The sequence below is a fragment of the Streptomyces sp. NPDC015127 genome, assembly GCF_043080095.1.
GTDB lineage: Bacteria > Actinomycetota > Actinomycetes > Streptomycetales > Streptomycetaceae > Streptomyces.
This window is the reverse complement of sequence record NZ_JBIBVE010000005.1, coordinates 122,257-147,720: the sequence shown is the minus strand read 5'-3', so window position 1 is coordinate 147,720 and position 25,464 is coordinate 122,257. Positions and strand designations below refer to the sequence as shown.

General features: G+C 70.3%; 26 protein-coding genes and 1 pseudogene. 15 read left to right on the top strand and 12 right to left on the bottom strand.

The features are described from left to right. The first annotated feature begins 1 nt into the window (after window position 1). On the top strand, window positions 2-397 hold the full coding sequence (locus ACF08N_RS11815) for a DUF302 domain-containing protein (RefSeq protein WP_392324444.1): 396 nt from the start codon (window positions 2-4) through the stop codon (window positions 395-397). A gap of 19 nt (window positions 398-416) precedes the next feature. On the opposite strand, the gene ACF08N_RS11810 is transcribed toward ACF08N_RS11815, so the two are convergent. The 6 genes from ACF08N_RS11810 to ACF08N_RS11785 form a co-directional block, all read right to left on the bottom strand. Further along, window positions 417-683: a metal-sensitive transcriptional regulator gene (locus tag ACF08N_RS11810; protein WP_392324443.1), complete on the bottom strand. Its 267-nt coding sequence runs from the start codon at window positions 681-683 to the stop codon at window positions 417-419. A 30-nt stretch (window positions 684-713) separates the two neighbouring features. Further along, entirely contained in the window at window positions 714-1,082 is a 369-nt protein-coding gene (gene trxA, locus ACF08N_RS11805; RefSeq protein WP_392324442.1) for a thioredoxin, read from the bottom strand. 169 nt (window positions 1,083-1,251) lie between these two features. After that, the gene (locus ACF08N_RS11800; RefSeq protein WP_392324441.1) at window positions 1,252-2,112 is read right to left on the bottom strand and encodes a sulfite exporter TauE/SafE family protein; all 861 of its coding nucleotides are present in this window, start codon (window positions 2,110-2,112) and stop codon (window positions 1,252-1,254) included. Between the two features lie 5 nt (window positions 2,113-2,117). Then, the gene (locus ACF08N_RS11795; protein WP_392324440.1) at window positions 2,118-2,699 is read right to left on the bottom strand and encodes a rhodanese-like domain-containing protein; all 582 of its coding nucleotides are present in this window, start codon (window positions 2,697-2,699) and stop codon (window positions 2,118-2,120) included. Continuing rightward, a complete protein-coding gene (locus ACF08N_RS11790; RefSeq protein WP_392324439.1) occupies window positions 2,696-4,099 on the bottom strand; it encodes a rhodanese-like domain-containing protein in 1,404 nt (467 codons plus the stop codon). The genes ACF08N_RS11795 and ACF08N_RS11790 overlap by 4 nt, the downstream gene beginning before the upstream one ends. Beyond that, window positions 4,096-4,452 (bottom strand): rhodanese-like domain-containing protein, encoded by a 357-nt coding sequence (locus ACF08N_RS11785; RefSeq protein WP_392324438.1) that lies wholly within the window; start codon window positions 4,450-4,452, stop codon window positions 4,096-4,098. The genes ACF08N_RS11790 and ACF08N_RS11785 overlap by 4 nt, the downstream gene beginning before the upstream one ends. 916 nt (window positions 4,453-5,368) lie before the next feature. Here ACF08N_RS11785 and ACF08N_RS11780 point away from each other — a divergent pair. After that, window positions 5,369-5,536 carry a hypothetical protein gene (locus ACF08N_RS11780; RefSeq protein ID WP_392324437.1) on the top strand — a complete coding sequence of 56 codons (168 nt, stop codon included), beginning with the start codon at window positions 5,369-5,371 and terminating at the stop codon, window positions 5,534-5,536. A 758-nt stretch (window positions 5,537-6,294) separates the two neighbouring features. Here the strand turns inward: ACF08N_RS11780 and ACF08N_RS11775 are convergent. Both ACF08N_RS11775 and ACF08N_RS11770 read right to left on the bottom strand, forming a co-directional pair. After that, a complete protein-coding gene (locus ACF08N_RS11775; protein WP_392324436.1) occupies window positions 6,295-7,422 on the bottom strand; it encodes a hypothetical protein in 1,128 nt (375 codons plus the stop codon). A gap of 116 nt (window positions 7,423-7,538) precedes the next feature. Beyond that, window positions 7,539-8,549 (bottom strand): TniQ family protein, encoded by a 1,011-nt coding sequence (locus tag ACF08N_RS11770; RefSeq protein ID WP_392324435.1) that lies wholly within the window; start codon window positions 8,547-8,549, stop codon window positions 7,539-7,541. A 208-nt stretch (window positions 8,550-8,757) separates the two neighbouring features. Between ACF08N_RS11770 and ACF08N_RS11765 the strand changes: the two genes are divergently transcribed. The 6 genes from ACF08N_RS11765 (at window position 8,758) to ACF08N_RS11740 (ending at window position 15,704) form a co-directional block, all read left to right on the top strand. After that, window positions 8,758-9,216 carry a hypothetical protein gene (locus ACF08N_RS11765; RefSeq protein ID WP_392324434.1) on the top strand — a complete coding sequence of 153 codons (459 nt, stop codon included), beginning with the start codon at window positions 8,758-8,760 and terminating at the stop codon, window positions 9,214-9,216. A 147-nt stretch (window positions 9,217-9,363) separates the two neighbouring features. Then, entirely contained in the window at window positions 9,364-9,624 is a 261-nt protein-coding gene (locus ACF08N_RS11760) for an SHOCT domain-containing protein (protein WP_392324433.1), read from the top strand. Next, window positions 9,621-10,247 carry a hypothetical protein gene (locus tag ACF08N_RS11755; RefSeq protein ID WP_392324432.1) on the top strand — a complete coding sequence of 209 codons (627 nt, stop codon included), beginning with the start codon at window positions 9,621-9,623 and terminating at the stop codon, window positions 10,245-10,247. Before ACF08N_RS11760 ends, ACF08N_RS11755 begins: the two co-directional genes overlap by 4 nt. Before the next feature lie 483 nt (window positions 10,248-10,730). Further along, window positions 10,731-13,424, top strand: coding sequence for a GNAT family N-acetyltransferase (locus tag ACF08N_RS11750; RefSeq protein ID WP_392324431.1), 2,694 nt, complete (start codon window positions 10,731-10,733; stop codon window positions 13,422-13,424). A gap of 475 nt (window positions 13,425-13,899) precedes the next feature. After that, the gene (locus ACF08N_RS11745; RefSeq protein WP_392324430.1) at window positions 13,900-14,775 is read left to right on the top strand and encodes a universal stress protein; all 876 of its coding nucleotides are present in this window, start codon (window positions 13,900-13,902) and stop codon (window positions 14,773-14,775) included. 74 nt (window positions 14,776-14,849) lie between these two features. Next, window positions 14,850-15,704, top strand: coding sequence for a DMT family transporter (locus ACF08N_RS11740; RefSeq protein ID WP_392324429.1), 855 nt, complete (start codon window positions 14,850-14,852; stop codon window positions 15,702-15,704). Between the two features lie 235 nt (window positions 15,705-15,939). On the opposite strand, the gene ACF08N_RS11735 is transcribed toward ACF08N_RS11740, so the two are convergent. After that, window positions 15,940-17,415: an AAA family ATPase gene (locus ACF08N_RS11735; protein WP_392324683.1), complete on the bottom strand. Its 1,476-nt coding sequence runs from the start codon at window positions 17,413-17,415 to the stop codon at window positions 15,940-15,942. A 103-nt stretch (window positions 17,416-17,518) separates the two neighbouring features. Beyond that, window positions 17,519-17,719: pseudogene (locus tag ACF08N_RS11730) on the bottom strand (universal stress protein); the annotation flags it as partial. A 243-nt stretch (window positions 17,720-17,962) separates the two neighbouring features. Between ACF08N_RS11730 and ACF08N_RS11725 the strand changes: the two are divergent. From ACF08N_RS11725 to ACF08N_RS11700, 6 genes are all read left to right on the top strand, one after another. Next, window positions 17,963-18,784, top strand: a complete 822-nt coding sequence (locus ACF08N_RS11725) for a universal stress protein (RefSeq protein ID WP_392324428.1) — start codon at window positions 17,963-17,965, stop codon at window positions 18,782-18,784. Window positions 18,785-18,930: 146 nt separating this feature from the next. After that, window positions 18,931-19,545: a hypothetical protein gene (locus tag ACF08N_RS11720; RefSeq protein WP_392324427.1), complete on the top strand. Its 615-nt coding sequence runs from the start codon at window positions 18,931-18,933 to the stop codon at window positions 19,543-19,545. A 39-nt stretch (window positions 19,546-19,584) separates the two neighbouring features. Further along, window positions 19,585-20,976: a nicotinate phosphoribosyltransferase gene (locus ACF08N_RS11715; protein WP_392324426.1), complete on the top strand. Its 1,392-nt coding sequence runs from the start codon at window positions 19,585-19,587 to the stop codon at window positions 20,974-20,976. An 11-nt stretch (window positions 20,977-20,987) separates the two neighbouring features. Then, complete coding sequence (locus ACF08N_RS11710) at window positions 20,988-21,263, top strand: DUF1876 domain-containing protein (protein WP_392324425.1); 276 nt, start codon at window positions 20,988-20,990, stop codon at window positions 21,261-21,263. A gap of 126 nt (window positions 21,264-21,389) precedes the next feature. Then, entirely contained in the window at window positions 21,390-21,860 is a 471-nt protein-coding gene (locus ACF08N_RS11705; protein ID WP_392324682.1) for an Hsp20/alpha crystallin family protein, read from the top strand. A gap of 165 nt (window positions 21,861-22,025) precedes the next feature. After that, the gene (locus ACF08N_RS11700; protein ID WP_392324424.1) at window positions 22,026-22,943 is read left to right on the top strand and encodes a pyridoxamine 5'-phosphate oxidase family protein; all 918 of its coding nucleotides are present in this window, start codon (window positions 22,026-22,028) and stop codon (window positions 22,941-22,943) included. A 120-nt stretch (window positions 22,944-23,063) separates the two neighbouring features. Here the strand turns inward: ACF08N_RS11700 and ACF08N_RS11695 are convergent, their stop codons facing one another. Then, window positions 23,064-23,690: a CBS domain-containing protein gene (locus tag ACF08N_RS11695; RefSeq protein WP_392324681.1), complete on the bottom strand. Its 627-nt coding sequence runs from the start codon at window positions 23,688-23,690 to the stop codon at window positions 23,064-23,066. 55 nt (window positions 23,691-23,745) lie between these two features. Further along, window positions 23,746-24,207, bottom strand: a complete 462-nt coding sequence (locus ACF08N_RS11690; protein ID WP_392324423.1) for a Crp/Fnr family transcriptional regulator — start codon at window positions 24,205-24,207, stop codon at window positions 23,746-23,748. A 358-nt stretch (window positions 24,208-24,565) separates the two neighbouring features. On the opposite strand from ACF08N_RS11690, the gene ACF08N_RS11685 reads away from it, so the two are divergent. Further along, window positions 24,566-25,441 (top strand): universal stress protein, encoded by an 876-nt coding sequence (locus tag ACF08N_RS11685; RefSeq protein ID WP_392324680.1) that lies wholly within the window; start codon window positions 24,566-24,568, stop codon window positions 25,439-25,441. Window positions 25,442-25,464: the final 23 nt, after the last annotated feature.

The window sequence follows — 25,464 nt, the reverse complement described above, 5'->3', positions numbered from 1 at the left end:
CGTGTCCTACGACCGCGCCGTCCGCCTGGCCACTACCGACTTCGCCGCCGCCGTCACCGCCGTCCGCCGGGCCCTGGCCGACCAGGGATTCGGCGTCCTCACCGAGATCGACGTGACGGCCACGCTGAAGGCCAAGCTCGACCACGACATGGAGGACTACCTGATCCTGGGTGCCTGCAACCCGCCCCTCGCCCACCGGGCCCTGGAGGCCGACCGTTCCATCGGCCTGCTCCTGCCGTGCAACGTCGTCGTACGCCGCGACGGCGACCACACGCTCGTCCAGGCTCTCGACCCGGGCACCATGGTCACCCTCACCGGCCTCGACGCCCTCAAGCCCGTCGCCGACGAAGCCACCACCCGCCTGGACGCCGCCCTGAACGCCCTGTCCGTCACCTGACCGGCCCCGGGCCGGAGCGTCAGGAGAGGGAGAGGAAGAGCTTCTCCATCTTCTGGATGTCGAGGCTGTCGGCTCCGCCCTCCTGGCTCAGGCACTCCTTGAGGCCGCTGGCCACGATGGCGAACCCGGCCCTGTCCAGCGCGCGGTTGACCGCTGCGAGCTGGGTGACGACCTCCTCGCAGTCACGTCCTTCTTCCAGCATGCGCACGACGCCGGCGAGCTGGCCGTGGGCGCGCTTAAGCCGGTTGGCGGCCGACCGCACCTGGTCGGCGGGGAGCTGGACCATGGGGTGTTCCTCTCGAAGGGCCGGCCGTGGTCACTGGCTGGGACTCTGGGCGGTGAGGGAGGCGCGCACCTCGTCCATGTCGAGCCCGCGGACGGCGGTGATCAGCTGGTCCAGGGCCCGGGGCGGCAGGGCGCCGGGCTGGGAGAAGACCAGGACGCCTTCACGGAAGGCCATCAGGGTGGGGATCGAGGTGATGTCCGCCGCGGCGGCCAGGGCCTGCTCGGCCTCGGTGTCGACCTTGCCGAAGACGATGCCGGAGTGGGCCTCGGAGGCGTTCTCGTAGACGGGGGCGAACATCCGGCACGGTCCGCACCAGGAGGCCCAGAAGTCGACGAGGACGATGTCGTTGCCGGTGACGGTGTTCTCGAAGTCTGCGGCGGTGAGGGCGACGGTGCTCATGGGGCGGTTCCTTCCGTTTCACCGGAGTCGGGTGGCTCGATACCCCCTGGGGTACATAACGCCGGAATGGGGCGGGGCATTCCGCCGACACGCCGCTGCCCGGGCATGCCGCTGCCCCGGCGCGCCGAGAGGACGGTGCGTCGGAGCAGGGGGCCAGGAGCGGGGAGTGCTAGGTCCGGTGCGCGGCGCGGCGCAGTGGGCAGCGGGCGACGAAGCCGTAGCAGAGGCCCGCTCCGGCGCCCAGCGAGGCGATGGCGGCGAGGATCGGGACGGCGATGTGGGCGGGGGCCTGCTGGATCAGGACGAAAGTGCCCATGGCCAGCACGAACCAGGCGAAGAGCCGCGAGAGGACGTGCGCGGGGACGCGCCCGGCCAGCCGGGCCCCGACCAGGCTGCCGACGACCGCGAACCCGGTGACGGCCAGGGTCAGGGTCCAGTCGATCTGGACGCTAGAGAGGTAGCCGGCGAAGCCGGCCGCGGACTTCATCGCGATGACCAGCAGGGAGGTGCCCACGGCCACCGGCATGGGCAGGCCGCCCAGCAGGGCCAGGGCGGGAACGACGAGGAAGCCGCCCCCCGCGCCGACCAGACCGGTGGCCAGGCCGACGGCCGCGCCGTCCAGCAGGACCCGTCCCACCGGGAGTTGCCGGTGGGCCCGGTCGGGGCTGACACCCCGGCGGCCGCGGAGCATGGCGGCGGCGGTGGCGATCATCATGACCGCGAACGCGATCAGCAGGACGACGTCGGGGATGTGGCCACCGACGAGCCCGCCGGTGTAGGCGCCGGCCATGCCGGCCGCTCCGAACAGGACGCCGGTGCGCCAACGGACCCGCCCGCCGCGGGCATGGTTGATCATGCCCACGGCGGAGGTGACGCCGACGACGAACAGAGAGGTGGCGATGGCCTCCTTGGCGTCCATGCCCGCGACGTAGACCAGCAGCGGCACGGTCAGGATCGACCCGCCTCCCCCGAGCAGTCCGAGGGAAACGCCGACCAGCAGCGCGAGGACCAGGACGAGCGTCAGCGTCATGGTGGTCACCTGCCGTCGGCGAGCTCGGCGACAGCCTTGCGCGGGTCGAAGGACGGTGTGCGGTTCCACGGCATCTTCGACAGCATCACGCCCATGGCGCAGGTGTTGCTGATCGCGGCGAAGGCCAGTCCGCCGCCGACGAACGCGGACAGCGCCTGCAGGCCGGGTACGGCGAAGCTGCCGAGGGCGCCGACCAGCACCAGGGAACCGGCGACCAGGCGGACCTGGCGCTCCATGTCCCAGCGCTCCTGTCCGTAGTTGGTCGGGGCGCCGGACTTCTCCCAGGCCGTCATGCCGCCCGACAGGACCGCCAGGCCCGGGAGCCCGGCCTCGGCGAGGGCGCGTTCGGCCTGGCCAGCGCGCTGGCCGGATCGGCACACCAGCACCACGTCGGTGTCCAGGTGCCTCGTCACCTCCTCGCGGTGCTCGCGCAGGGTCTCCAACGGGACGTTGTAGGAGCCGGGGATGTGCGCTCCCTCGAACTCGGCGGGGGAACGGACGTCGAGCAGGCGCGGCGGGTTAGCGGAGTCGAGCCGGGTGCGCAGTTCGTCGATGGTCAGGCTGCGGGGGGTGGTGGGGGTGGTCACGCGTTGATCTCCTGTCGGTTGTCGGAGGTTGCCGGGATTCCGGAGGGGAGGGCGCACAGGCCCAGGTCGAGGGCGTTGTCGAAGCTGTCGTCAACGGCGACGACGTCACGGCCGCGGGCGTGGAGCAGGGCGGCGACGACTCCGGCGCGGTAACCGCCGGCGCAGTGCACCCAGACACGGCCCGCGGGGATCTCCTCGAGGCGGCCCGGCACCTCGTGGACGGGGATGTGCACCGTGCCGGGGATGTGCGCCTCGTCGCGCTCCTGGTTGCGGCGCACGTCCAGGACGACGAGGTCGTCGTCGCCGGCCAGGGCGGCCTTGAGGTCGCCGAACGTGGCGCGCTCGTAGGCGGCCAGGGGCTCGCCGCCGGCCCAGTCCTCGGGGCCGCCGGTGGCCATGGCGGCCGGGCGGTCGATGCCGATGCGGACCAGCTCGCGCTGGGCCTCGGCCACGTCCGCGGCGGTCTCGCCGAGCAGGGTGAGCGGGGTGCCCCACGGGATCAGCCAGCCCAGGTAGGTGACGAACTGGCCGTCCAGGCCGAAGTTGAGGCTGCCGGCCAGGTGCCCGGCGGCGAAGGCGGTGCGGTCGCGCAGGTCCACCACCCACTCGCCGGCCTCGATCCTGCGCCGCAGCTCGGCCGGGTCCGCCAGGGACGGCGCGGACAGGTCCGGCTTGCCGGGCCCGCCGGAGTTGGCCGGGCCCATGTGGGCGTAGTAGGCCGGGTAGGCGTCCAGGCCCGCCAGGAGCTGTTCGACGTAGGCCTCCTCGCCGGCGGTCAGTGCGGTGTTGGTCCGCTTCTCCTGGCCGATGGTGCTGGAAAGGCCGGTGGCCTGGGTCGCGGAGCAGAACGAGCCGAACCCGTGGGTGGGGTAGACGGCGGTCTCGTCCGGCAGTTCCTCCGCCAGCCGGTGCGCCGAGCGCCACTGGGCCCGCACCAGGGTGTCGGTGTGGTCCGGTCCCAGCAGGTCCGGCCGTCCGGTGGTGCCGTACAGCAGGGAGCCGCCGGTGAACACCGCGACCTGCTGCCCGCCAGCCTCCAGGGCGTAGGACAGGTGGGTGTGGGTGTGGCCCGGGGTGTGGATCGCCCGCACCCGCAGGGTCTCGCCGACCTCGATCACCTGGCCGTCGCGCACCGGGGTCCGCTCGTAGGAGACCTCGTCGTCGGCGTTCACCAGGTACTGCGCGCCCACCTCGCGGGCCAGGGCCAGGCCGCCGGTGACGTAGTCGTTGTGGATGTGTGTCTCGAACACGTGGGTGATCCGCACTCCGGCGGCGTCGGCCAGCGCGGTGACGCGGTCGTAGTCGCGCTGGGGGTCGACCACCAGGGCCACGGAGCCGTCGTGGGCGAGGTAGGTGCGGTCGCCCAGGCCGGGGGTCTCGACGGGCAGGACGGTGATCATCGCGTCTCCTCGGGGGTGGTGGGGGCGGTGGGGGTGCCGGGCTCGTCGCCGGTGACCGCGGGGCGGCCGGCGTCGATCCAGGCGGCGGTGCCGCCGCTGACGCTGTGCGCGTCGTAGCCCAGGTCGCAGAGCAGGGAGGTCGCCTGTGCGCTGCGGCCGCCGCTCTGGCAGATCACGTGGACCGGCCGGTCCTTGGGCAGTTCGGCGAGGGCCAGGGGGAGGTTGGGAAGCGGTGCCGACCGGGCACCGGGGACGTGGCCGGCGCGGTACTCGCCGTTGTTGCGGACGTCGACGACGAGGGCGCCTGCCGCGTGCGCCTCGGCGAACCGCTGCTGGTCGATCTCGGGAACCATGCGGGGAACTCCTGCTTCACTTGCCTTCGAAAATACCCGGGGGGGTATAGCTGAGCGCAACCGTAACAGGATCCGGTTTATGCCCCGGGGGGTATCCAAGAGCGATGCGCTTCAGGTGCTGGCTCTCCGTCCCCGTCGTGGAACGGGGATGTGACAGGCACGGCGCTACTCCGGGAGGAAGCTGCGGGTGGCGCCGCCGGCCGGTCTTCCGCGTCCGGCGGCCCTCATGCCGCGGAGGTGAACCGCTGCCGTGACCTCCGCAACCCAGCCGCCCGGCCGGGCTCGAGTCGCGCCGACGCGCGGCGCGGTTCAGTTCGGGGCGGTCCCGGCGGCCCGGCCGTCGATCCCACGGCCTTGTCGCGAGGTCGAAACAATCGCGGCCGGGGTGCGGCTCGGCATGGGCGCTGCCTCGGACCACCGCCGCTCCCGTCACGGGTGGCACCCCGTGACGGCCCGAGCGCGGCGCGAGTGACGTCTTCACGACCCACGGGTGCATACCACTGCCGGTATGCCCTATCGCGGCTCCCGCATGCGGTATCGCCTCACGGAGCCCTCACGATGACAGTGCCCTATTCGCACCACAGAGCAGGTTCCGTGCTGCGCTGCGTTCTGGTGTCGGTCGCCCTGGTGGTCTCGTCCCTGTGTGCGGCCAGGCAGTCCGCGGCGGAATCCGTCCGCACGGAACCGGCCTCCGCCGCAGCCGGCGCACGGCCTGCAGCAGGACCTCTCGTAGGTAAGGCCGCTGCGGAGCAGGGCAGCACCGATGTCCGCGAAGCCGTTGCCCTCCGCTAGGAGGCCGGCCCCTCATCGTCGGACACCGGGCACTGCGGCAAGCAGCCCTCTCCGTCCTGAGGATCTAGACCGGCCCGCGCGTCGCCGTGTCCCTTCACACCCTCAGCGAAACGGAGTTCCTTTCATGACCTCCTCCCGGTCCTTGCGCCGGGCGGGAGCGACGCTGGCCGCGTGGCAGTCCCCGCAGTGGGTCGCCGCCATGGCCGGTGCCGCACTGACCACAGTGCTGGTGGGCGTGCCCACCGCGGTGGTCCCCTCGCCCCTGTTTTCCCGTTCCGTCCCCGTCCAGTAGTGGAACTACCTCGTGCTCGCCGGCCTCGTTCTGGCCACTTTCCTCAGCTGCCGCGCGGCACCGGTCCCGCCGGTCCCGGGGCGCCGGAGAACCACGGCGATCCGTCCGCGAAGACCGTCGGACGGCTCGGGTCGCCCGGCGGTCTGCTGTCGCTGCTGGCGGTGGGCTGCCCCGTCTGTTTCTCACCCCTCGGAGCACCACCATGCCCGGAAAATCCGTACCCGCCGTGTCTGCGCGAGCCGGGCGGCCACGCCCCGGCCGCACCCGGCGCGTCCTCGCCGTGATCGTGCTGACCGCCGCTGTCGTGACCCCCGCCCTCGCCCTCGGCCGCGACACCACAGGAGGCGGCACGGCCACGCACCCTGCTGCTCGGCCTGGCCGCGGCGGCCCTCGCCGTCCTGCTGCGTACCGGGCCACACCGCTCAGACGATCTTTCACCGAACCCCAGCAACGAAGTGGATCACTGTGCTAGACACCAAGGTCGAGATCGCTCCTTAGCGCTAACGGCTGTTCCGTTGTTCCCCGAGGCCGTTCCCCGCCCTCTCGCCCCTGGCGGGTTGGGCGGCCTGACAGCAGGGCGTGCACCGTTGCCGCCGCAGATCCCATGGCGAGCAGCAGAAGGGATCAACAAGGGGAATGGGCCGGACACGAAGGCGACGGTCGTGTTCCTGCGTGCCGCGATGCGGACCGCCGTACGGGGTCGTCACGCCGCTGCGGCGTGCCGGCGTGGCGTACAGCGCGCGACCTTCTGCCGGCCGTCATGCGTCTGACCGCGCGTCCACAGACTCGTCGACGGCGTAGGGGTGGACGTACCGCCCGTCGTTGAAGGGCGTGAACCACGATCCGAGCGCCATGGGGGCGATACCCAGTGACTCGGCTGCGGGGTCTTCGTCGATCCCATCCTTTGAGTCGTCGTAGAGCCACTCGAAGTCCATGTCCTCGTAGACGCCGTGGGCGAAGGAGTCGAGCGCGGCCGAGGACTCTTCGTCGAGCAGGCCGAAGAGTTCAAGGGTGCCTCGCGCCTGCTCCATCAGGAGCTTCAGGGCCAGCTCCTCTGCAACGCAGCCCAGTTGCTGGAAGCTGCCGTCGGTGAAGCGGGTGGTGAGGGCGATCACGGTCACAAGGAAGCGTCGGGCGAAGAGCACGTCGTACCGCAGCGCATAACGAGGCGGTAGCTGATCGAGGTGCCACAGGGGCTTCTGGCAGTCAGCAACGTTGGTCTCGCCTTCGGCGAGAGCCTGAACGTCCTCGAATAGTTCGTCGATGAGCATCTCTGAGGCGCAGACGAGCGCTCCCGCAGCCAGCTCAGCAGTCTCGGCCGAAACGCTGAACGCTTCGTCTCCGTCTTCCATCTCCTCGGGATCGAGGACTCCGAAGGACGCGGGTACGAACGCGCGCAGACGCGTCGCCATGTGCCGGACGACGGCTTCGTGGTCCGTGGTGTCCGACACGGGCTCGTGCGTGTCACCGGTTCTCACCGTGTGCTGGGCCCGGCGCGCTTGGGGATCACTGGGTGGTGCCTCGGGTCCTTCGGCTGCCTCCAGGCTTTCCGTTGCCAGGTCCGTGTGCAGTTTCACCTCGCTGCTTGCCACCGTCCATTCGGCAAGCAACTCCGAGCGTTCGAGGACCTCCCGGGTGAGGGAGCCGACGGCATCCTCCGCCAATTCAAGCGTGGGGGCATCGACGAACACCTTGAGGATGGCCCCAGCCGGATGGACGGCCACCACAGTGTCGAGAAGGTCAACCTCGACGCCGTCCGGACCCTCGATCGCCTCCACGTTGTCGAACCCTTGCTCCAGGAGGGCAGCGGCGCCCACCCGGTGCAGCTCGTCCATCTCCGGAGCGCCATCCGGGATGCATGTCTCAACGGTCACGGCATACGTCACACCGGCCAGCGTGACAGGCCGATAGAGCCGACCGCCTGCAAACGCTGAAGAAGGCAGCACGGCGCCGCGGTCGTGGGCGCGGTGACCACGGTGCCGGTGGACGATTCGCCGCTGATTCAGACCCGACGAAAGGCGCCGATCGTGATCACGCCGCGCCGTACGAGTTCATCGACATAGAGATTGGGGCGCAGTGCCGGGCCGTAGGCCCAGTCCATAACGTCCAGCTGGCAGGGGTATTCGCGGTGGTCGACTGTTCTGAGATCTTGGATCGTCGTTGCCACATCGGCAGGGGACGTGGCGGAACGGAGGATCTGGTGTGCAACGGAGGCTGCTGCGGCGACTCTCAACGGGTCCTCCCACAGCCTCCACTCATGAACCGTGCCCTGCCCCGGGCGCGAGCGCAGTCCGCACAGCAGCGCTGGGTCTTCGCCGTGGTGCCTCATCATCATGAGGGTCACCAGGAGGACCATGACGGCTGTGAGGGACGCGAACTGCCGGTCGCTGGTCGTCGCCTGGCCGTCAAGCCACGCGTTGATTCTCTGCTGCAGGATCAGGATGGAGGGATCGCTGACACGCAGATTTCTCTGCTGAGTGATGGGGAACCCACACGTCGCGTCGTACGCATACGTGTGCTCACGCATGTAGGCCGAGCACGATCGCCGGAGCGCGGAGTGCTTGTTGAAGTACACGGGGGAGAGACACCGCGCGCATTCGGTCGCCAGGTACAGGCTGTGCTTGAGGCAGGCGAAGGACCACGGCAGCATCCAGCGCAGGGGCCAGCGCATGTCGTTCTCGCGCAGGCATTTCGGGCACCAGCGTGCACGACGATCCGAGAGCCATGCCGATGAGTGCCACTGGCTGAACGCCGCCGCATCCTGCCACGGCTCCACGGGCAGATGAGGGAGCGCGGTGCCGGAAAAGCGAGCGAGAGTCATGGCATGAAGAGCCTCCTCATCCAGCCCCGTCTCTCTGCGCAGGTGACGGACGGCGGATTCGGGCAGCCGGACCTGAAGAAGATTCAGCGATCCTTCCCGGCTCAGGCGCAGCTCCCGCAGGAGTGCTGTCGTGTCCATCCCGGATTGCCGGGACATGGCGTTGACCCAGCTGGCCAATGACTCGCCGTCCATCGGCTCCCCGAGGCCGACGCTTGTATGCGGAGCCGGCACGGTGGGCCGTCGGGTTCGCGAGGGGGCTGCTCTCATACGGCAGATCTTGTGAAGCGCCGGCACCACTGAACCCCGGGGCGTCGCGAGACCACCGATGTGAGTGAGGGACTCGCCACTCGAATGACCCGGACAGGATGCCATTCGAATAGCACCTTCGCAGGATGGACGTATGGGCTCCCCGTCGCATCCTGCCGGCAAGTACGTGTACTCGGTCGTCCTGGACCCGCTGACGCGGCGGATCCTCCTGGCAAGGCGCCGGGAGGCATCGCAGGTGTACTGGACCGTGCCCAAGGTGCCGATCCGTGCCGGTGCGACGTGCCGGCACACCGCTGCGCGGTTCCTCCGGCGACGGCTGGGCCTGCCCGCGGTCCGGATTGCCCCGGTCGTCGGTCGGCTGTTCGCGATCGATGACGTGGAGAAGCGCGGGTGTGTCGTGATGGCTCTTCCCCTCGTCGGTGCCTGGCCTCGACGGCCTGCGCAGATGCTGGGACCCGAGGCGCGGTGGTGGACCGTCCGAGAGGCTCGGTCGGGGGACGCGCCGGTTGAGCCAATGGAACTGCTCGATCTCGTGGACGGCTATTGGGAGGGGTGGCTACCGGACGGGGAGGTTTCGCTGGCCCGGCGCTGAGCCCCGCCCAGCACGATGGCTGACGGGCCCGAGCGAGCCACAGGTGGGACCGAAGGGCCCTTGTGCCCGTAAACAGATCCGGATCAGTGTGGACATACGGGACGCCAGCGGGACGTCCACAGTTCGAGTCCTTCGGAGGTGAGGAGAATGATGTACTGGGACGGCGGCTGGGCCTGGATGGCGTTCATGCCGCTTCTGTGGGTCGCCCTGATCGGTCTCGTCGTGTGGGCGGTCGTACGGCTCACGCACCAGTCGGCCGGCCACGGGAACGGCCCCGACCACAGGTGGCCGCAGCGGGAGAGCCCGGAGGAGATCCTCGACCGCCGCTTCGCCTCCGGCGAGATCGATGCCGACGCCTACACCGAGGCGCGGCAGCGGCTGGCCGCTCACCGTCCGAGGCCGAGGTGACCTGGCTGCGGGGCCGCTGGGTTCCCCTGGCCGTGCTGGTGAGCGCGCTTGCCGCCCTCATCGCCTCCCTCGTGTGGGTCTCGGGCGCTTCCGGCGGGCAGTTCCGCCACGGGCCGATGACGGAAATCGCGTCCCGTGACGGTCCGGTGCACAGCCTGGCGGACGCCGGCCGCGCGGCAGACCGCTTCGGTGACCGATGGGGCCTGCACGTCGGTGAGGTGATGCGGTTCACCAATGGCTACTACGCCGAACTCCTCGATCCCCGAGGCAACGGCGCCACCGAGGTGCTCATAGACGCTGGCAGCGGCACTGTCCATCTGGAGTTCGGCCCCGCCATGATGTGGAACACCGCCTACGGCATGATGCCGGGCCGCGCCGACAGCAGGGCCGCGACGATCGGCCCGGAGCAGGCGTCGCGTATCGCCAACCGCTGGCTCGAAGAACACCGGCCGGGCCTGCGCGCCGCCGAGCCCGAGGACTTCCCCGGCTACTACACGCTGCACACCCTGCGCGACGGGACGACCGTCGGCATGCTCTCGGTCAACGACCGGACCGGCGACGTCTGGTACCACACCTGGCACGGCCGCTTCATCGAGATGCGAGAACCAGCCGACAGCCAGTAATCCCGAAGCGAAGAGCCGACCCTGGCGCACGTGCCGCTGGACGCGGGGAAGGTTCCCAGGACCCCAGGGCTATGCGTACCAGGCTGATGGATAGGTGTTCTGTCCACTGAGGTCAGTGACAGCGATCACGGCTTGGCGATCTTGAACGAGTGAGGGGCCTTCTGGGTTCGGTGTGGATTGCGACATCTCCACCGAACGATCAGAAGGCCCCCATGCCCCACCAAGATGCACCCCTGACCGAGACCGGCCGCCTGTGCCTGGCCCGCACCGGATCACCAAGGTCCGCGTCCTGCGTCGATGGGGGAACCGGCTCGCATCGCGGGCCCGCTGCGACCCGTTCCCTCGACTGTGAGAGGCAGGGCGAGCCCGGGCGAGGGCCGTACGGCCTGTCCGTGCTGCACCTGGAAGCCCTGTGCGTCGGGCTGTGCCCGGAGCGATGCTGGACGGGAGGCCTGTTCGAGTGGGCTGCCCTGGAGGTCTGACATGGCAGTGACCGACCGACTCCCCGAGCCCGTCCATGTTCTGCTCTCGGACGGAACCACCGTGTGCATCCGCCCGGTCCGACCCGGTGACGAGGGGGCCGTGCGCAGGCTGTACGAGGAGATGTCGCCCGAGAACCTGCGCCTGCGGTTCTTCACCATCAGCCGGGGCTCCGCCCGGAAGGCCGCCGAAAGGCTCTGTTCACGCCCTCGCCCCGGTGCCCGCGCGCTGCTCGCCGAGACCGGCTCCGACGTCGTTGGCCTCGCCCAGTACGAACAGCTCGACGGCGACGGCCTCGACGCGGATGTGGCGCTGGCCGTCGCCGACCGCTGGCATCACCGGGGTGTGGGGACACTGCTGTTGGAGCACCTGGTGTCCATGGCTCGTGCCGACGGAATCACGGCCTTCGTCGCCGACGCGCTCTCCGAGAACCGCGACGTGCTGAAGGTCTTTGCCGACCTCGGATTGAGCGTCAGCCGTCACTTCGAGGGGCCGGAGGTGCACTGCAGGGTCCGGCTCGCCGAGGACGAGAGCTATCTGTCGGCCGTCGAGGCGCGGGGCCGCACGGCCGATGTTGCCAGTCTCCAGGCGCTGCTGCGGCCGCGGTCGGTCGTGGTGATCGGGCCGGGACGCCATCCCGGTTCGGTCGGCCGCGCAGTGCTGCGCAACCTGCGCGGGAACGGCTTCACCGGACGGCTGTACGCCGTGCACCCCGAAGCATCCGTGATCCTGCGCGTGCCGACGTACCGCTCAGTGGCCGCGCTGCCGCAGCAGCCCGACCTCGCTGTCGTCGCCGTACCAGCCGCTGCCGTGCCGGGCGTCGCGGAGGAGTGCGGTGCCCGTGGCGTGCGCGCGCTGCTGGTCCTCTCCGCCGGCTTCGACACACTGCAGGCGAAGGAGCTGCTGTCCGCCTGCCGCCGCCACGGAATGCGGCTCGCCGGGCCCAACTGTCTCGGCCTGGCCAACATGGAAGAGGACGTACGGCTCGACGCGACGTTCGCCGCCGACCTCCCCCTCGCGGGCACCGCGGGAGTCGCCGTGCAGTCGGGCGGCGTCGGCATCGCCCTGCTGACGGGGCTGTCCCGGCTGGGCATCGGGGTGTCGAGCTTCGTGTCACTCGGCGACAAGTACGACGTGAGCGGCAACGACATGCTTCAGTGGTGGGAGTCCGACAACCGCACCGATCTGGCACTGCTGCACCTGGAGTCGTTCGGCAACCCTCGCGCGTTCTCCCGGACCGCCCGCCGCGTGACCCGCCGCATGCCGGTGCTCACCGTCGACGCGGGACGTACGGACGCGGGCCGGCGCGCCGCGGCCTCGCACACCGCTGCCGCCGCCACCCCGACCATGACGCGCCAGGCACTCTTCCGGCAGGCCGGTATCACCGCGACCCGGAGCATCGCCGAACTCCTTGACACTGCCGCGCTCCTGCACACGCAGCCACCGCCCACCGGGCGGCGTGTGGCGGTTGTCTCCAACGCCGGCGGTACCGGTGTGCTCGCCGCCGACGCCTGTGTCGAGGCGGGGCTGACCGTGTCCTCCTTCACGCCCGAGCTGGTGGAGAGGCTCCTCGCCACGCTGCCCGTAAGTGCCTGTGCCACCAACCCGGTGGACACCAGTGCCGCCGTCTCGGAGGACCAGCTGCGCGACTGCCTCGACGTGCTGACTGCGCACGCCGAGGTCGACGCGGTCCTGGTGTCGCTGGTCCCCACCGCCGTCGCGACGGCGACCGGCGACGACCTCACGCGGGCAGTGACCGAGGCCGCCGAGCACTCGGCGTGCACGCTCGCCGCCGTGCTGCCCGACCAGGAGGCGTCCGTCCTGTTGCTCACCACAGGGGCGGGGGCGGTTCCGGCCTATGCCGACCCGCAGGCCGCGGCCCGGGCGCTGGCGCACGCCGCGGCGCGCGCTCAATGGCTCGCCAGGCCGACCGGAACCGTTCCAGCCCTCGACCGCGTCGACGCCCACACCGCCGCGGCGGTCGTCGCGACGTATCTCGGCCGCGAGACCGAAGGAGGGTGGCTGGCCCCCCGGGACTGCGCGGCGCTGCTGGACTGCTACGGCATCCCTCAGCTCCCCTGGGCCTGGGCCGACACCGAGGACGAGGCGGCAGCAGCGGCCGAACGTCTGCGGCTGCCGGGCGGCGCGGTGGTCCTCAAGGCCCACTGGCCCGGCCTGGTCCACAAGAGCGAGGAACACGCCGTGCGGCTCGGCCTGCGGGACGACGAACAGGTGCGCTCGGCATACCGCGACTTCGTGGAACGCTTCGCCGGCAGACTCGAAGGCGTGCTCGTGCAACCCATGGCCGAGCACGGCATCGAACTCTTCGCCGGCGTGGTGCAGGACGAGGTCTTCGGCCCCCTGGTGCTGTTCGGCCTCGGCGGAACGGCGACCGAGATCCTGGCCGACCACGCGGCCCGGCTCGCCCCGCTGACGGTCGAGGACGTCCACGACCTGACGGCAGCGCCGCGCTGTGCCCCGCTGCTCCATGGCTACCGGGGCACCGACCCCGTGGACCTCGAAGGAATTGAGCAACTGCTCCTGCGGCTGTCCCGCATGGCCGCGGACCTGCCGCAGCTCGCCGAGGCCGACTTCAACCCGGTCAACGCGACCCCATCAGGCGTCGCCGTGGTCGACGCTCGCGTACGTCTGTCTCCCCGGCGGCCCCACGACCCGTATCTGCGCCGGCTGCGCTGAAGAGGGAGCGGACGATGAAGCGCGAGGAGCCCGGCATCCGTGATACCGGCCAACAGGCTTACCGGCCGAGGGAGGGCCGTTGCGCCGATCCGGCGATGGGCACCTGTCCGCCGCGCGCAGACATGACCGAGGAGCACCATCACAGATGAGGGACGACGCTCGGCGATGGCGATCGTCCAGATGGTGAACCGGCTCGGCTACAGACCCACAGCGCGCCCGCGACGCCTCGTCGGCGGGTCCGCACCACCAACACCGGGCGATCCGGCCGGGCGAGAGGGGCATGTCCCTGCGCGAGGGACGCTCGGCCCGCCCCTGCCACCGCAGGCCCAGCTGTGTGCAGATGGCGCGGTGCCTGCCCCGGACGATCAAGACCGGGGACGCAGGCCGTTGAGGGGACTCGGCTCCTGATGTCGCGCCGTCCGGGCGGTGACACGCTGAGATCAGGGGCAGGCGCGACCCGAAGGAGGCCAGGATCATGTCTCGCCATCTGTCCGCCGGCGTGGACGGCTCGGCCGAAAGCCTTCACGCGGCCGAGTGGGCCGCCGAGGAAGCTCTGCTCCGCGGGGTGCACCTGCGCCTCGTCCTCGCCGACCAATGGCCGGTTTCCGCTGCCACTCCGGTGGTCGGCGTGGGGCAGCACCAATGGGACGAGGAACTGCTCACCGACGCCGCGAGCCACCTGCGGAAGCGCCATCCTGGACTGGAGATCGCCACGCTACGGCTGTCCGGCCGGCCCGCGTCGGCTCTGGCCACCGAGGCGGCCGAGGCGGAGTTGCTGGTGCTCGGCTCGCGCGGGCTCGGCCGCATCAAGGGATTCCTGGTCGGCTCGGTCGGCCTGGCCACGATCGGTGCCACCGAGCGGCCGGTGGTGCTCGTACGGGGGACGGGTCAACCGGACGATGCGCGACCGATCCCTCGGATCGGCCCCCACCGCGACGTGGTCGTCGGGGTGGACGTCCACCATCCCTGCGACGCCCTCCTGGCCTTCGCCTTCGACGAGGCCGCCCGGCGCGACTGCACCCTCCGGGCCGTCTACGGCTGGTCCCTGCCACCGGTCGTCCGCGATGCCTCCGCCCTCGCAGCAGCCGAACGGGAGATGAGCCCGGACGTCGCTCGGCGGCTCGGCGACATGATGCTGCCCTGGAGGCGGAAGTTCCCGTCGGTCGAGGTCGTCGAGGCCTCACCCATCGGCGTCCCTGCACTCCAGCTGGTGCAAGCCGCAGCAGACGCGGACCTCGTGGTCATCGGCCGGCGAATCCGCAGGTCCCACCTGGGGACGCACATCGGGTCCGTCGCCCATGCGGTCCTGCACCACTGCCCGTCACCCGTCGCCGTCATCGCCCATGACTGACTGCCCTGCCGGGCATTTCGCCGTTCACGCGTGTCGGGAGGGACGCCCCTCGCCCGTGCGGCGATATTGGCCCCATGAACACCGCTGTCGCGGTGGTGGCTGCCCTGCTGTCCGCCATGAGCTTCGGGCTCGCCTCGGTGATCCAGCAACAAGCGGCGAGCGAGGCACCCGCGCGGGAGTCGCTGCGGCTCCGGCTGGTGCTCGATCTGGCCCGCCGGCCGAAGTGGCTGACCGGCATGGCCCTGGTCATCTCCTCCTACATACTGCTGGGCCTCGCTCTGGCCTTCGGGCCGCTCGTCCTGGTCCAACCACTCGCAGCCACCGATCTCCTCTTCGCCCTGCCCCTGCTCGCCTGGCGTCGCAGGACGCCACTGACGCGCCAGGAGATGGCCGGGATCGCCTGCACGGCAGGCGGTGTGGCCATGTTCCTGACCGTGCTGCCGTCTGCCCCCGGGGGCACGACCATTCCTGCGGTACGTGACTGGCTACCGGTGCTCCTGGCCATCAGCAGCGCGGCTGTGCTGCTGACGGAAACCGGGCGAAGAAGCCGGCCGACGACTCGGACTGCCCTCTACGCAACGAGCGCGGCACTGATGTTCGCCCTGCTCGACAGCCTGACCAAGAGCACAGCGGGACGGTTCAGGGCCGACGGGCTCGGCGCGCTGTCCCACTGGGAGCCGTATTCAGTAGTCCTCGTCGGCATGATCGGACTGATCCTCTCGCAGAGCTCCTACCAGGCCGGCTCCCTGGCCATCAGTCTGCCGCTCATCGACACCCTGGAGCCTATGGGCGCCGTGCTGATTGGCGTCGCCGTCTTCGGCGAGCAACTCGCCTCGTCCACCTGGGCGCTGGCCGTGCAGGCGCTGGGCGCGGCCACCGCCGTGGCCGGCATCGTGCTCCTGGACAGGTCGCCGCTGGGGAGGTCCTGACTGCGGTGCAGCCTCCTGGAGCCGACCAGGCGCGGTTCTATCTTGTTCCAGTCCCGTTGTTCCCATTCCGCATGTGTCCCGCGGCCCACGGCGTCGAGGCGGAGGACGAAGAGGCCGACGGACGCTAGGGGAGGCAACCACCGACGGCGCAAGCCAGCCCCAACATGGACCGTCGGCCCCCTGCAAGGGACGACGGGCCGCGTAGTGGGTCGCTGCCGCGTCGCGGTGCGCCTCCTCAGTCCGGCTCCATATACGAGCGGCGGAAGACCGGGGCCTGGCCGGTGCCCCACGGCCGTACGGCTGCCATCGCCTGGACGACTGCGGATTCCAAGGGGCCGCTGGTGTCGATCGAGACGGCCTTTGTCCACGGTGGTTCCTTGGCCGCCATGGCGGTGGCCACGTCGAGGTCGGCGTCGGACGCTCCGGGGGCACGAGAGTTGAGGCGGGCCGCCGTTACGTTGCTCGGAGCCTGGCAGTGCAGGGCCACCAAGTCGGCGCTGGTGCGTTCGGCCATGCGCAAGGCGGCTTCTCGCTGCCCCGTATCGGACCAGGTGGCGTCCAGGACGACGGACTCGCCGGAGGACAGCAGGGCGGATGCGCGGTCCAGCAGGGCCGCATAGGTACTGGCGGTCCACTCGGGTGTGTACAGGCCTTCGCCGTAGCCGGCCGCCGCGGATTTCTCCGCCGGAATGCCGGCCAGCTCCTTGCGGAGGCGGTCGCTGCTGAGCAGAGTGACGCCCAGGCGATCGGCCAGTGCCCCGGATAGTGTGGATTTCCCGCTGCCCGGCAGCCCGCCGACGAGAGTCAGGCCGACCGTGGAAGTGCGCAGGTGGCGCAGCGCCGTGGTGAGCAGTCGCCGGGATGCCGCCTCCGCGCCGGGTGTGCCCTGGCGTGCCTGGATCAGGGAGACCTTGGCGCGGACGAACGCGCGGTAGGCGACGTAGTGGTGCCACAGGGAAGGCGGTGCGGGGTCGCCGGAGTACTCGCTGTACCGGGCGAGGAAGAACGCCGCAGCCTCCGGGGCGCCCAGCTGTTCCAGGTCCATGGCGAGGAAGGCGGCGTCGTCGAGGCCGTCGACGTAGCGAAGGCGGTCGTCGAACTCCAGGCAGTCAAGGACACGGGGGGCGTCGTCGAGGCAGAAAATGTCCTCGGCGAGCAGGTCGCCGTGGCCGTCGACGATCCGCGCCTGTTCGATGCGCGCGTCGAACAGCTTCTTACGGCCGGCGAGGTAGCGGCGCACGAGCCGCTCGATCTCCGCCACGCCGCCGGACACACGCACCCCGTCCGCGAGCGCGCGGACCTGTGCGAAGCTCGCCTCCCAGCGCGACGACAGCGCGTCCCGGGTGCCCTGCTCGTCCACCTCGGGGGCGCGGCGCGCGTCCGCGTGACGGGTGGCGAGCAGCCGGGCGACGGCCCGCAGGGCATCGTCGACGGACGCGCCTTCCCGCACGAGCTGGGAGAGGCGGCGCTCCGCCGGCATACGGCGCATCACGACGAGGGGTTCCGGCGTATCCGTGTCCGGGCTACGGAATTCCCCCAGGCCGAGGTAGACGTCGGGAGCGAAGCGACGGTTGAGAGCAACTTCCCGCTCGCACGCGGACCGCCGAGCCTCCACGGTCGTGTAGTCGAGGAAATCCAGGTCTACCGGCTTCTTGAGTTTGTAGACACGATCCCCGACGAAGAACACCACCGCGGTATGGGTCTCGCACACCTCTGCGCGCGGCGGTGGCGGAGCGCCGAGGCCGGCGCCGGGCCGGAGCGCGGACGCGTCGGTCTGGTGCACCGGCACCAAGGGCTCCCTGCCGTGGCCAGGCTCAGTCATGGGGGATCACGGCGACAGGGCAGCGCGCGTGATGGATCGCGGCTTGGGCTACGGGACCCAGGCGTGGTCCCAGGGCGGGACGATGCCTGCGTCGGCCGACCACCAGCATCCCGGCGCCCTCAGCAGCCCGTACGACAACCTTGGCGGGGCTGTCGAGGGCGATGCTGTCAGTGACCTCCACACGCGGAAACTTCGCGGCGAGACTCTCGGGTGAGCCGTCGAGGCCCACGGTGATGACTGGCTCCATGGCGACTGTCTCCGTCTCGTAAGAAGCTGGAATGAAGGTGAACGAGTCCGCGTGTCCGGACAGCACCGGTCTGCCGAACACAGCCCCTTCTCTCATTCGAGGAGTACCCCAGACCTTTCTGCGGTGCATGCGGACCCGTGTGGGGCGGGCTCGGAAGGGTGGAGTCCGGCGAGAGAAGAGACATGGGCAGTGACGATTCCCCTGGTGGTCGGTATCGATGGATCCGAGGCGAGCCTGGAGGCGGTGGACTGGGCCGCCGACGAGGCAGCCCGACACGAGGTGCCGCTCCTCCTGGTGCACGCCGGGGCGCCGCACCATGAGGCAACCGCCCTCATCGGCGTTGCCTCGGATCGTGCCAGGACTGGTGCCCCGAGGGTGCGGCTGTCGAGCGAGGTGCTGCATGAGGACGCCGCCTCCGCCCTGGTCCACAAGGGACGCAATGCCTTCGCGTTGGTGCTCGGGTCCAGAGGGCTCGGAGACCTGGCCGGGATGCTCCTGGGTTCGGTCAGCCTCGCCGTGGCAGCACGAGCCGACTGCCCCGTCATCGTGGTGCGTGGCGGGGCGAAGTACCGGGACGCCCGGTTCGGGAGTGTCGTCGTCGGCGTCGAGGAGGGAGAGGGAAGCGGCACCGCACTGGAGTTCGCGTTCCGCGAAGCCCAGGTGCGGCACTGCCGGCTGGTGGCTGTACATGCCTGGAGTCCAACCTTCCGGGCTGCTCTCGAATCTCCGCCCGCGTCGGGGTACGCCCTCGAGAACCAGCGGCGGCCGCCGGCGCAGGTGCTCGACGACGCTCTGCGCGGGCCTGCAGAGCGATACCGGGACATCCCGGTGAGCCGCCGGGTGGTCGAGGCGTCGGCACGACAGGTGCTGTTGGAGGCAGCGTCGGACGCCGACGTGCTCGTCGTCGGAGCCCGAAGGCGACATGGGCACATCGGCCTGCAACTGGGTCTGATCAACCACGCGGTGCTGCATCACGCGCCGTGCCCGATCGCGGTCGTTCCGCAGATATGACGACCACCAGCCGGGGACAGGCCGCGCCGGGGCCCGCGCACGGGGTCCGGAAGGGCCGTCAGACGGGACCTTCGGCCCCTGTGACGGGGTCTGCCGCTGTTCCATGGTGGTGGGCAACGGACCAGCGACTTGCTGGAGGCCAGACCATGAGTGCACAAGGTTCGCCGTACGCATCCAGCCCGCATCCGCCGCACCGGGAGCACCCGTCCAGGGGAGCGAACCCGCTGAGGCGCACGTCCGACAGGATCGAGTCCTGGTTCCTGCGTTGCCTGATGCTCGTACTCGCCCTCGGACTGCCGACGGCCTCGCTCGGCGCGGGGCTGACGGTGTACGAGTCTTCGATGCGCACCGTGCAGGCCCAGTCGGCGGAGCGGCAGGAGGTCACCGCCCGGCTGACGTCGAATACCGAAGGAGCACAGGGCAGTGCCCAAGACGCCAGGCACCGGGCGCAGGTCAACTGGACTGACACGAGTGGCAGGGAGCGGACCGGAAGTGCCCTGGTGAAGTCGGGTACGCCCAAGGGCACCACCGTGCGGGTCTGGGTGGACCGGGACGGAAGGCTCAGCACTCCGCCGATGACCGCGCAGAACGCGACGGCCACCGGCTGGCTGGTGGGCGGCATGACAGCGGTAGCGGTGGCCTCGGGGTTCTTCGCGGCGCGGGCGGGCATGCGCGTGGTGCTGGACCGCAGAAGGTGCGCGCAGTGGGACGCCGAGTGGGACCTGGTGGAGCCCCATTGGTCGGCGCGCTTCCGCCAGTGACCGTCAGCAGGCCGCACAACAGCCGAGGAGGTCACGCTGATGTCCGATGCGACGACCACGGATCTGTACGAAGTGACGATGGCCCTGTCCTACCTCCGGGAGAACATGACCGGTCCGGCTACCTTCAGCCTCTTCGTCCGCGACGTGCCCGCCGATCGCGGCTTCCTGGTCGCCGCGGGACTGGAATCGGCACTCGAGTACCTGTCCGGCTTCCGGGTCGACCCCGAGGACGTCGATGCCTTCGCCTCCGCGCTGCACCGGCCGGCGCGCGCTCTGGAGCCCCTGCATGGCCTGCGGTTCACCGGTGACGTGCGGGCAGTGCCCGAGGGACGCATCGTGCTGCCCGGCGAACCGCTGCTCGAGGTGACCGCGTCTCTTCCGCAGGCACAGCTTGTCGAAACGTACGTGCTCAACCAGCTCAGCCATCAGACGGCGATCGCGTCGAAGGCCGCGCGATGCGTGCTCGCGGCGGCCGGACACCCGGTCGTGGACTTCTCACTGCGGCGGACCCATGGACCACAGGCCGGCTTCCAGGCCGCCCGGCTCAGCGCGATGACCGGCTTCGCCGGGACCAGCAACGTGGCCGCGGCCACGGCCGAGGGCATACCTGCCGTCGGCACGATGGCCCATTCCTTCGTGGCAGCGTTCCCGACGGAGGAAGAGGCGTTCCGCGCCTTCGCACGGTCCCACCCCGGTCCGGTGACGCTGCTGGTGGACACCTACGACACCGAGGCGGGCATCCATATCGCGGCACGCGTACTGCGGGCCCTGGACCGCGGTCCCGGCTCGGCGGTCCGGCTGGACAGCGGCGACCTCGGAGCCCTGGCGGTACGGGCGCGCTCCATCCTCGACGGCGCGGGCCTGCCGGACGTAGAGATCGTCGCCAGCGGCGGCCTCGACGAGTACGCCGTGGACGAACTGGTCCGCTCCGGAGCGCCGATCGACATCTACGCGGTCGGCACCCGCATGGGGGTCTCGTCCGACGCACCGTATCTGGACTCCGCCTACAAGATGGTGGAGTACGACGGCCGACCGGTGATGAAGCTTTCCTCGGCGAAAGTGACGGCCCCCGGGCAGAAACAGGTGTTCCGTCGCCCCGGCTACGCCGACGTGATCGGTCTGGCCGACGAGCAGCCACCTGAGGACGGCAGACCGTTGCTCGAGACGATGATGCAAAGCGGCACACGCACCGGCAAGAGGCCCACACTCGGCGAGTGCCGCGAGAGGTTCACCGCCGATCTGGCCGCACTGCCACCAGCGGCCCGGCGAATCCGGGCCCCCGTCGCACCTCGAGCCACGACCTCCCCACGGCTGAGCGCACTCGCCGACCGGGTCCGGCGCCGCATCGAGGAGGAGACGCGGGCCATGGCCGCGCGGCCCCGGAGCTCGTACAGAACCGCATCCGGATCGCAGCGGTCCGTACCGACGTGAGGAGGAAAGCGATGCCGCATACCGTGGAATGGAAGGTTCGCCTCTACCTCTTCGAGGACGAGGGAACGACGAAAGCGCGCGTGGTGCTCGACACCGGAACGACGGCACTCACCGGCCACGGGGTCGCCCACCGAAATCCGACGGACACGCATGTGCCGGAGATCGGTGACGAACTGGCGGCCGGCAGGGCCATGCACGACCTCGCCCAGCAGCTGGTGAACGCCGCCGAGCGCGACATCGAGGGCATGGGCGCGACCGGGTCACGTACCCGCCGGACTCCCATGTGACCGCCGATCCCCGAGCCACGTGGGCCACCTCGCGGGTGTCTAGCGCCGGCTTGGGGACCCGGACCGGTGAGCAGCACGTTCGCCTTCCGGCGCACGCTGCTGTTCCAGAAGCAAGGAGGACGACCGATGACGCTTCCCGCACATCGCAGCAGGGGTGGGGTTCCGGTAGGGGACCTCTTCCATGAGCTGCATGATCTGCGCACCCGTATGGATCAGCTCATGCATTCCACCTTCCCCTTCCCCGGTGTCGACTTTCCCGAGCCCGGCGCGACGGGCGCGTGGGCACCCCTGGCCGACGTCGAGGACACCGAGGACGCATACCTGGTGGAGCTGGAACTCCCCGGCGTGGAGAGAGACCAGGTCACCGTAGAAGTCACCGACGGCGAGCTCGATGTCCACGGCGAGATCAAGGAGAAGGAACGCACCGGCGTGGTCCGGCGGCACACGCGCCGCATGGGCCAGTTCGACTACCGCACGAGTCTGCCGCCGAACACCGACACCGAGCACATCAGCGCGGAGCTTACCAATGGAGTCCTCACGGTGCGCGTCCCGAAAACAAAGAGGGCCAAGCCGCACCGCATCGAAATCACCGGCTGAGCCAGGGCGGGACCCGCAAAGGTGGGTGCAGGCGAAGAGGCGGCCCCCATCGCCTCCACGAAAACCGGGGTGCCCGTCGGCTCTCTCAGGGTTTCTCCTTCAGCGCGGCGGCCCGCCGCGCGTGGCACGTTGGATGCAGCAGCATTCTGAGGAACGGCGGCGGTCATGCGAGCTCACCTCGGCGATCAGCTTGTTGTCGAAAGCCCGGCCACTGGCGCCACCAGGCGCGACGGCGAGATTGTCGGACTCCACCACGAGGACGGAACACCGCCCTACGACGTGCGCTGGTCGGACACGGACGAGGTGACGCTCGTGTTCCCCGGGCCCGACGCACACATCCGACACGTCGAGCACGGGCCCGGAAGAACCCACGAGCATTCCCGGCCGAATGCGGATGAGGCAGGTTCCCTGTCGGAGGGAACCTCGCGCGGTGGGATACACAACGCCGGCGACATCGGTCGGCGCGTGGCCGCTGAACGCGAGCGACAGGGGCTGACCCGGTCAGAGACGGCCCGCCGCGCCAGGATGGCGCCGGAGTACCTGGCATACCTCGAGCAACGGCCGGCCGACCCGAACCTGGCGACTCTCATCAGACTGGCCGGCGCGCTCGGCACGAGCGTCGCGGCCCTGCGCGGGGGCGGCATCGATCTGCCGCCCGGCCAGGGCCAGGCACTCCTGCATCCCCAACTGCGGGACCTCGCCCCCGACGAATGCCGCGCCCGGCTTTCCACGCACGGCGTGGGGCGCATCGCGGTGTCGACCCCCGACGGCCCGGCGGTCGTCCCGGTGAATTACGAGGTCATCGGCGACGCGATCGCCTTCCGGACAGCGCCGGACTCGGTGCCTGCGGCGGCCGTCGGAACGGACGTCGCATTCGAGGTCGACCATCTGGACGACGCCATGAGTCAGGGCTGGAGCGTGCTCGCCGTCGGCCCTGCGCGGGTTGTCACGGACCCCGACGCGGTGCGGCGGCTGGCCGATCGTGCCCACACCACGCCGTGGGCCGGGGGCGAACGCGAGATGTGGGTGTCGATCCAGCCCACGCGCCTCACGGGCCGCCGCATCACTCCGGCTGATCAGTGAGGGGAAAGCGGCGTGCCGCGCGCCCTGCATGCATGTCACGAGCCCGGTCCGCGAGAACCGAAGGGGGAGCCGCCGTCCACCGCATGAACCCCGGCGTACCTGTCACTGTGCGCTGTCCGGTCAGTCCGGTGCGGCGGAGGCGCCGGTGAGCCGGGGCTCGACGTCCACCACGCCCTCCACGGCACGGACGAGCCGTACAGCGACCGATATGAGCGAGGTGTCCCGGATCTGCCCGCGCAGGGTGACGACTCCGTCGTGCACGTTCACGTGGATGGTGTGGCTGAGCGCTGGGAAGAGGGGGGACACCACCGTGCGGCGGAGCTCCTCCTCGATGTCCTCGTCGGACCGCAGGAAGACCTTCAGCAAATCGCCACGGCTGACGATGCCTTGGAGCTTGGCCTCGTCGTCGACCACCGGGAGCCGCTTGACATGCCGGACGGCCATGATCCGCGCGGCCTGGGCCAGGGTGGCGTCAGGGTGAACCGTGATGGCGGGGGTGCTCATGAGCTCCCCGGCGGTCACGGCCCCTGCTTTGGCGAGGTCGGACAGCCGCCGACGCTGCTCGTGGAGGATCAGGTCGCCGTCCCGGAACTCCTCCTTGGGCAGCAGATCGGCTTCGGACACCACGCCGATGACGCGCCCCTCCCCCTCCAGGACCGGCAGGGCGCTGACCTTCCACTGCTCCATGGTCCGGATGATCTCCTTGAACGGGGCGTCGCGTCCGACGGCCACCACTGTCAGGGTCATTACATCGCTCACGAGGTGCGGGGTCTCAGGCGTTTCAGACCCTCCTCCACTCGCCTCATCGGGGCACGTCGCCTGCGCCGTAGGGCGCGTACAGGTCGAGCAGTCGTACGCGGGCGGCTCTGAGCCGGTCCGCTATCACCTTGGCGACATAGACGCACAGTGCGTGATCAAGTGCTGGGTCCTTTTCGCACAGCGCACGGATCTCCGCCGCATCGAACTCGTAGGCAAGCACGGGGCCGCCGGCCTCGGCCCCCAGGTGCCAGTGCGGGGGAGGGATGAGCCAGGACCAGCCCAGCATTTCTCCGGCACCAAGGGTCTCGATGACCGCGGCGCGTCGGCCCGGAACGTGAAGATCCAGAGTGACCGTACCCGTGCGGATGATCCAGAAGCGGTCGGCCTTGCCGCCCTCGTTGAAGATGCGCTCACCTGTCGCGAAGGACACCTCGCGGGCGAGTGACATGAGCTGATCTCGATGGTCCTTGGTCAGGGCGCCGAAAACGCCTCTCCCCACCGCCATGGCCTTCCCTCCTCCCTGGCCTCGAATGTGTAGGGCCGGGCTGTGTGTCCGGTGCGGACGTCTCACCACGCGGGGCGTTGGTCTCGTTTGTGAGACCCAGCAGCGTCTGCTTGGGCTGAACGGCGGCTTCGTCGACTGGGACATGTCGCTGCCACCCATGGCGGCGATGCGGGCCGGGCATCGCACGGCTCTGTTCCTCTCGGCCGTATGAGTCCACCATCGCTGCAATCCCGCGCAGTGCAACCCGGGCGCAGGCCCCTGATCCGGGGGCCGGTTCGCATGTCGCGGTGGTCCCTGGGCGGTGCGACGGTGTTCACAGGGGGTCTCTCGGTAGCCGCAGAGGAAGGCGATGGGGACGATGGAATTCCCGCTGGTCGTGGGTGTCGACGGATCGGATTCCAGCCTGCAGGCGGTGGACTGGGCGGTGGACGAAGCGGCACGCCATGGGCTGCCACTGCGCCTCGTCTATGCCTCCCTGTGGGAGCGATATGAGGGAGGTCGCCCCTCCTTCGGTACCGATCGCCCCGACGAAGAGATCATGGCGGAACACATCATCGCCTCCAGCGCGGAACGCGCCCGGCTTCGCATCCCGGAGGTGAAGGTGTCGGGCGAGGTGCTGCCCGAGGAGGCCGTGTCCGCGCTGCTGCGCGAGGGGCATGAGGCGTTCGCCCTCGTCACGGGCTCCCGCGGCAGGGGTGAGCTCGCCGGGAGGCTGCTGGGGTCGGTGAGCCTGACCGTGGCGGCCCGCGCAGTGTGCCCGGTCGTCGTGGTGCGTGGCGGGGAGCGGAACCGGCAGGGCGCCTTGGGGCGGGTTGTTGTGGGGGTCGGCGACGGCATCGAGGGTTCGGGCGCCGTGCGGTTCGCTGTGCGCGAGGCCCAGGCACGCGGCTGCGCCCTGGATGCCGTGCGGGCCTGGCGCAGCCCGGCCCATGAGCATGTGGACCACCCCCTGGTCGCGGATGATGCGTCGCAGGCACGTGAGGAACAGGCCTCGACCGTTCTGGCCGACGCACTGCGTGAGGTCGAACGGGATCATCCCCGGGTCGAGGTACATCGCCGGCCGGTGGAAGGCCCCGCCCACAAGGTCCTCGTGGCCGCATCGGCCGATGCCGATCTGGCGGTCGTCGGCGCTCTGAGGCGGCACGGCCACTTCGGTCTGCAGCTCGGCAGGGTCGCCCACACCCTGCTGCACCACTCCGAGTGCCCTGTTGCCGTCATCCCACAGCGAGTCTGAGCCCGCGCGTGGCCCCGCACTTG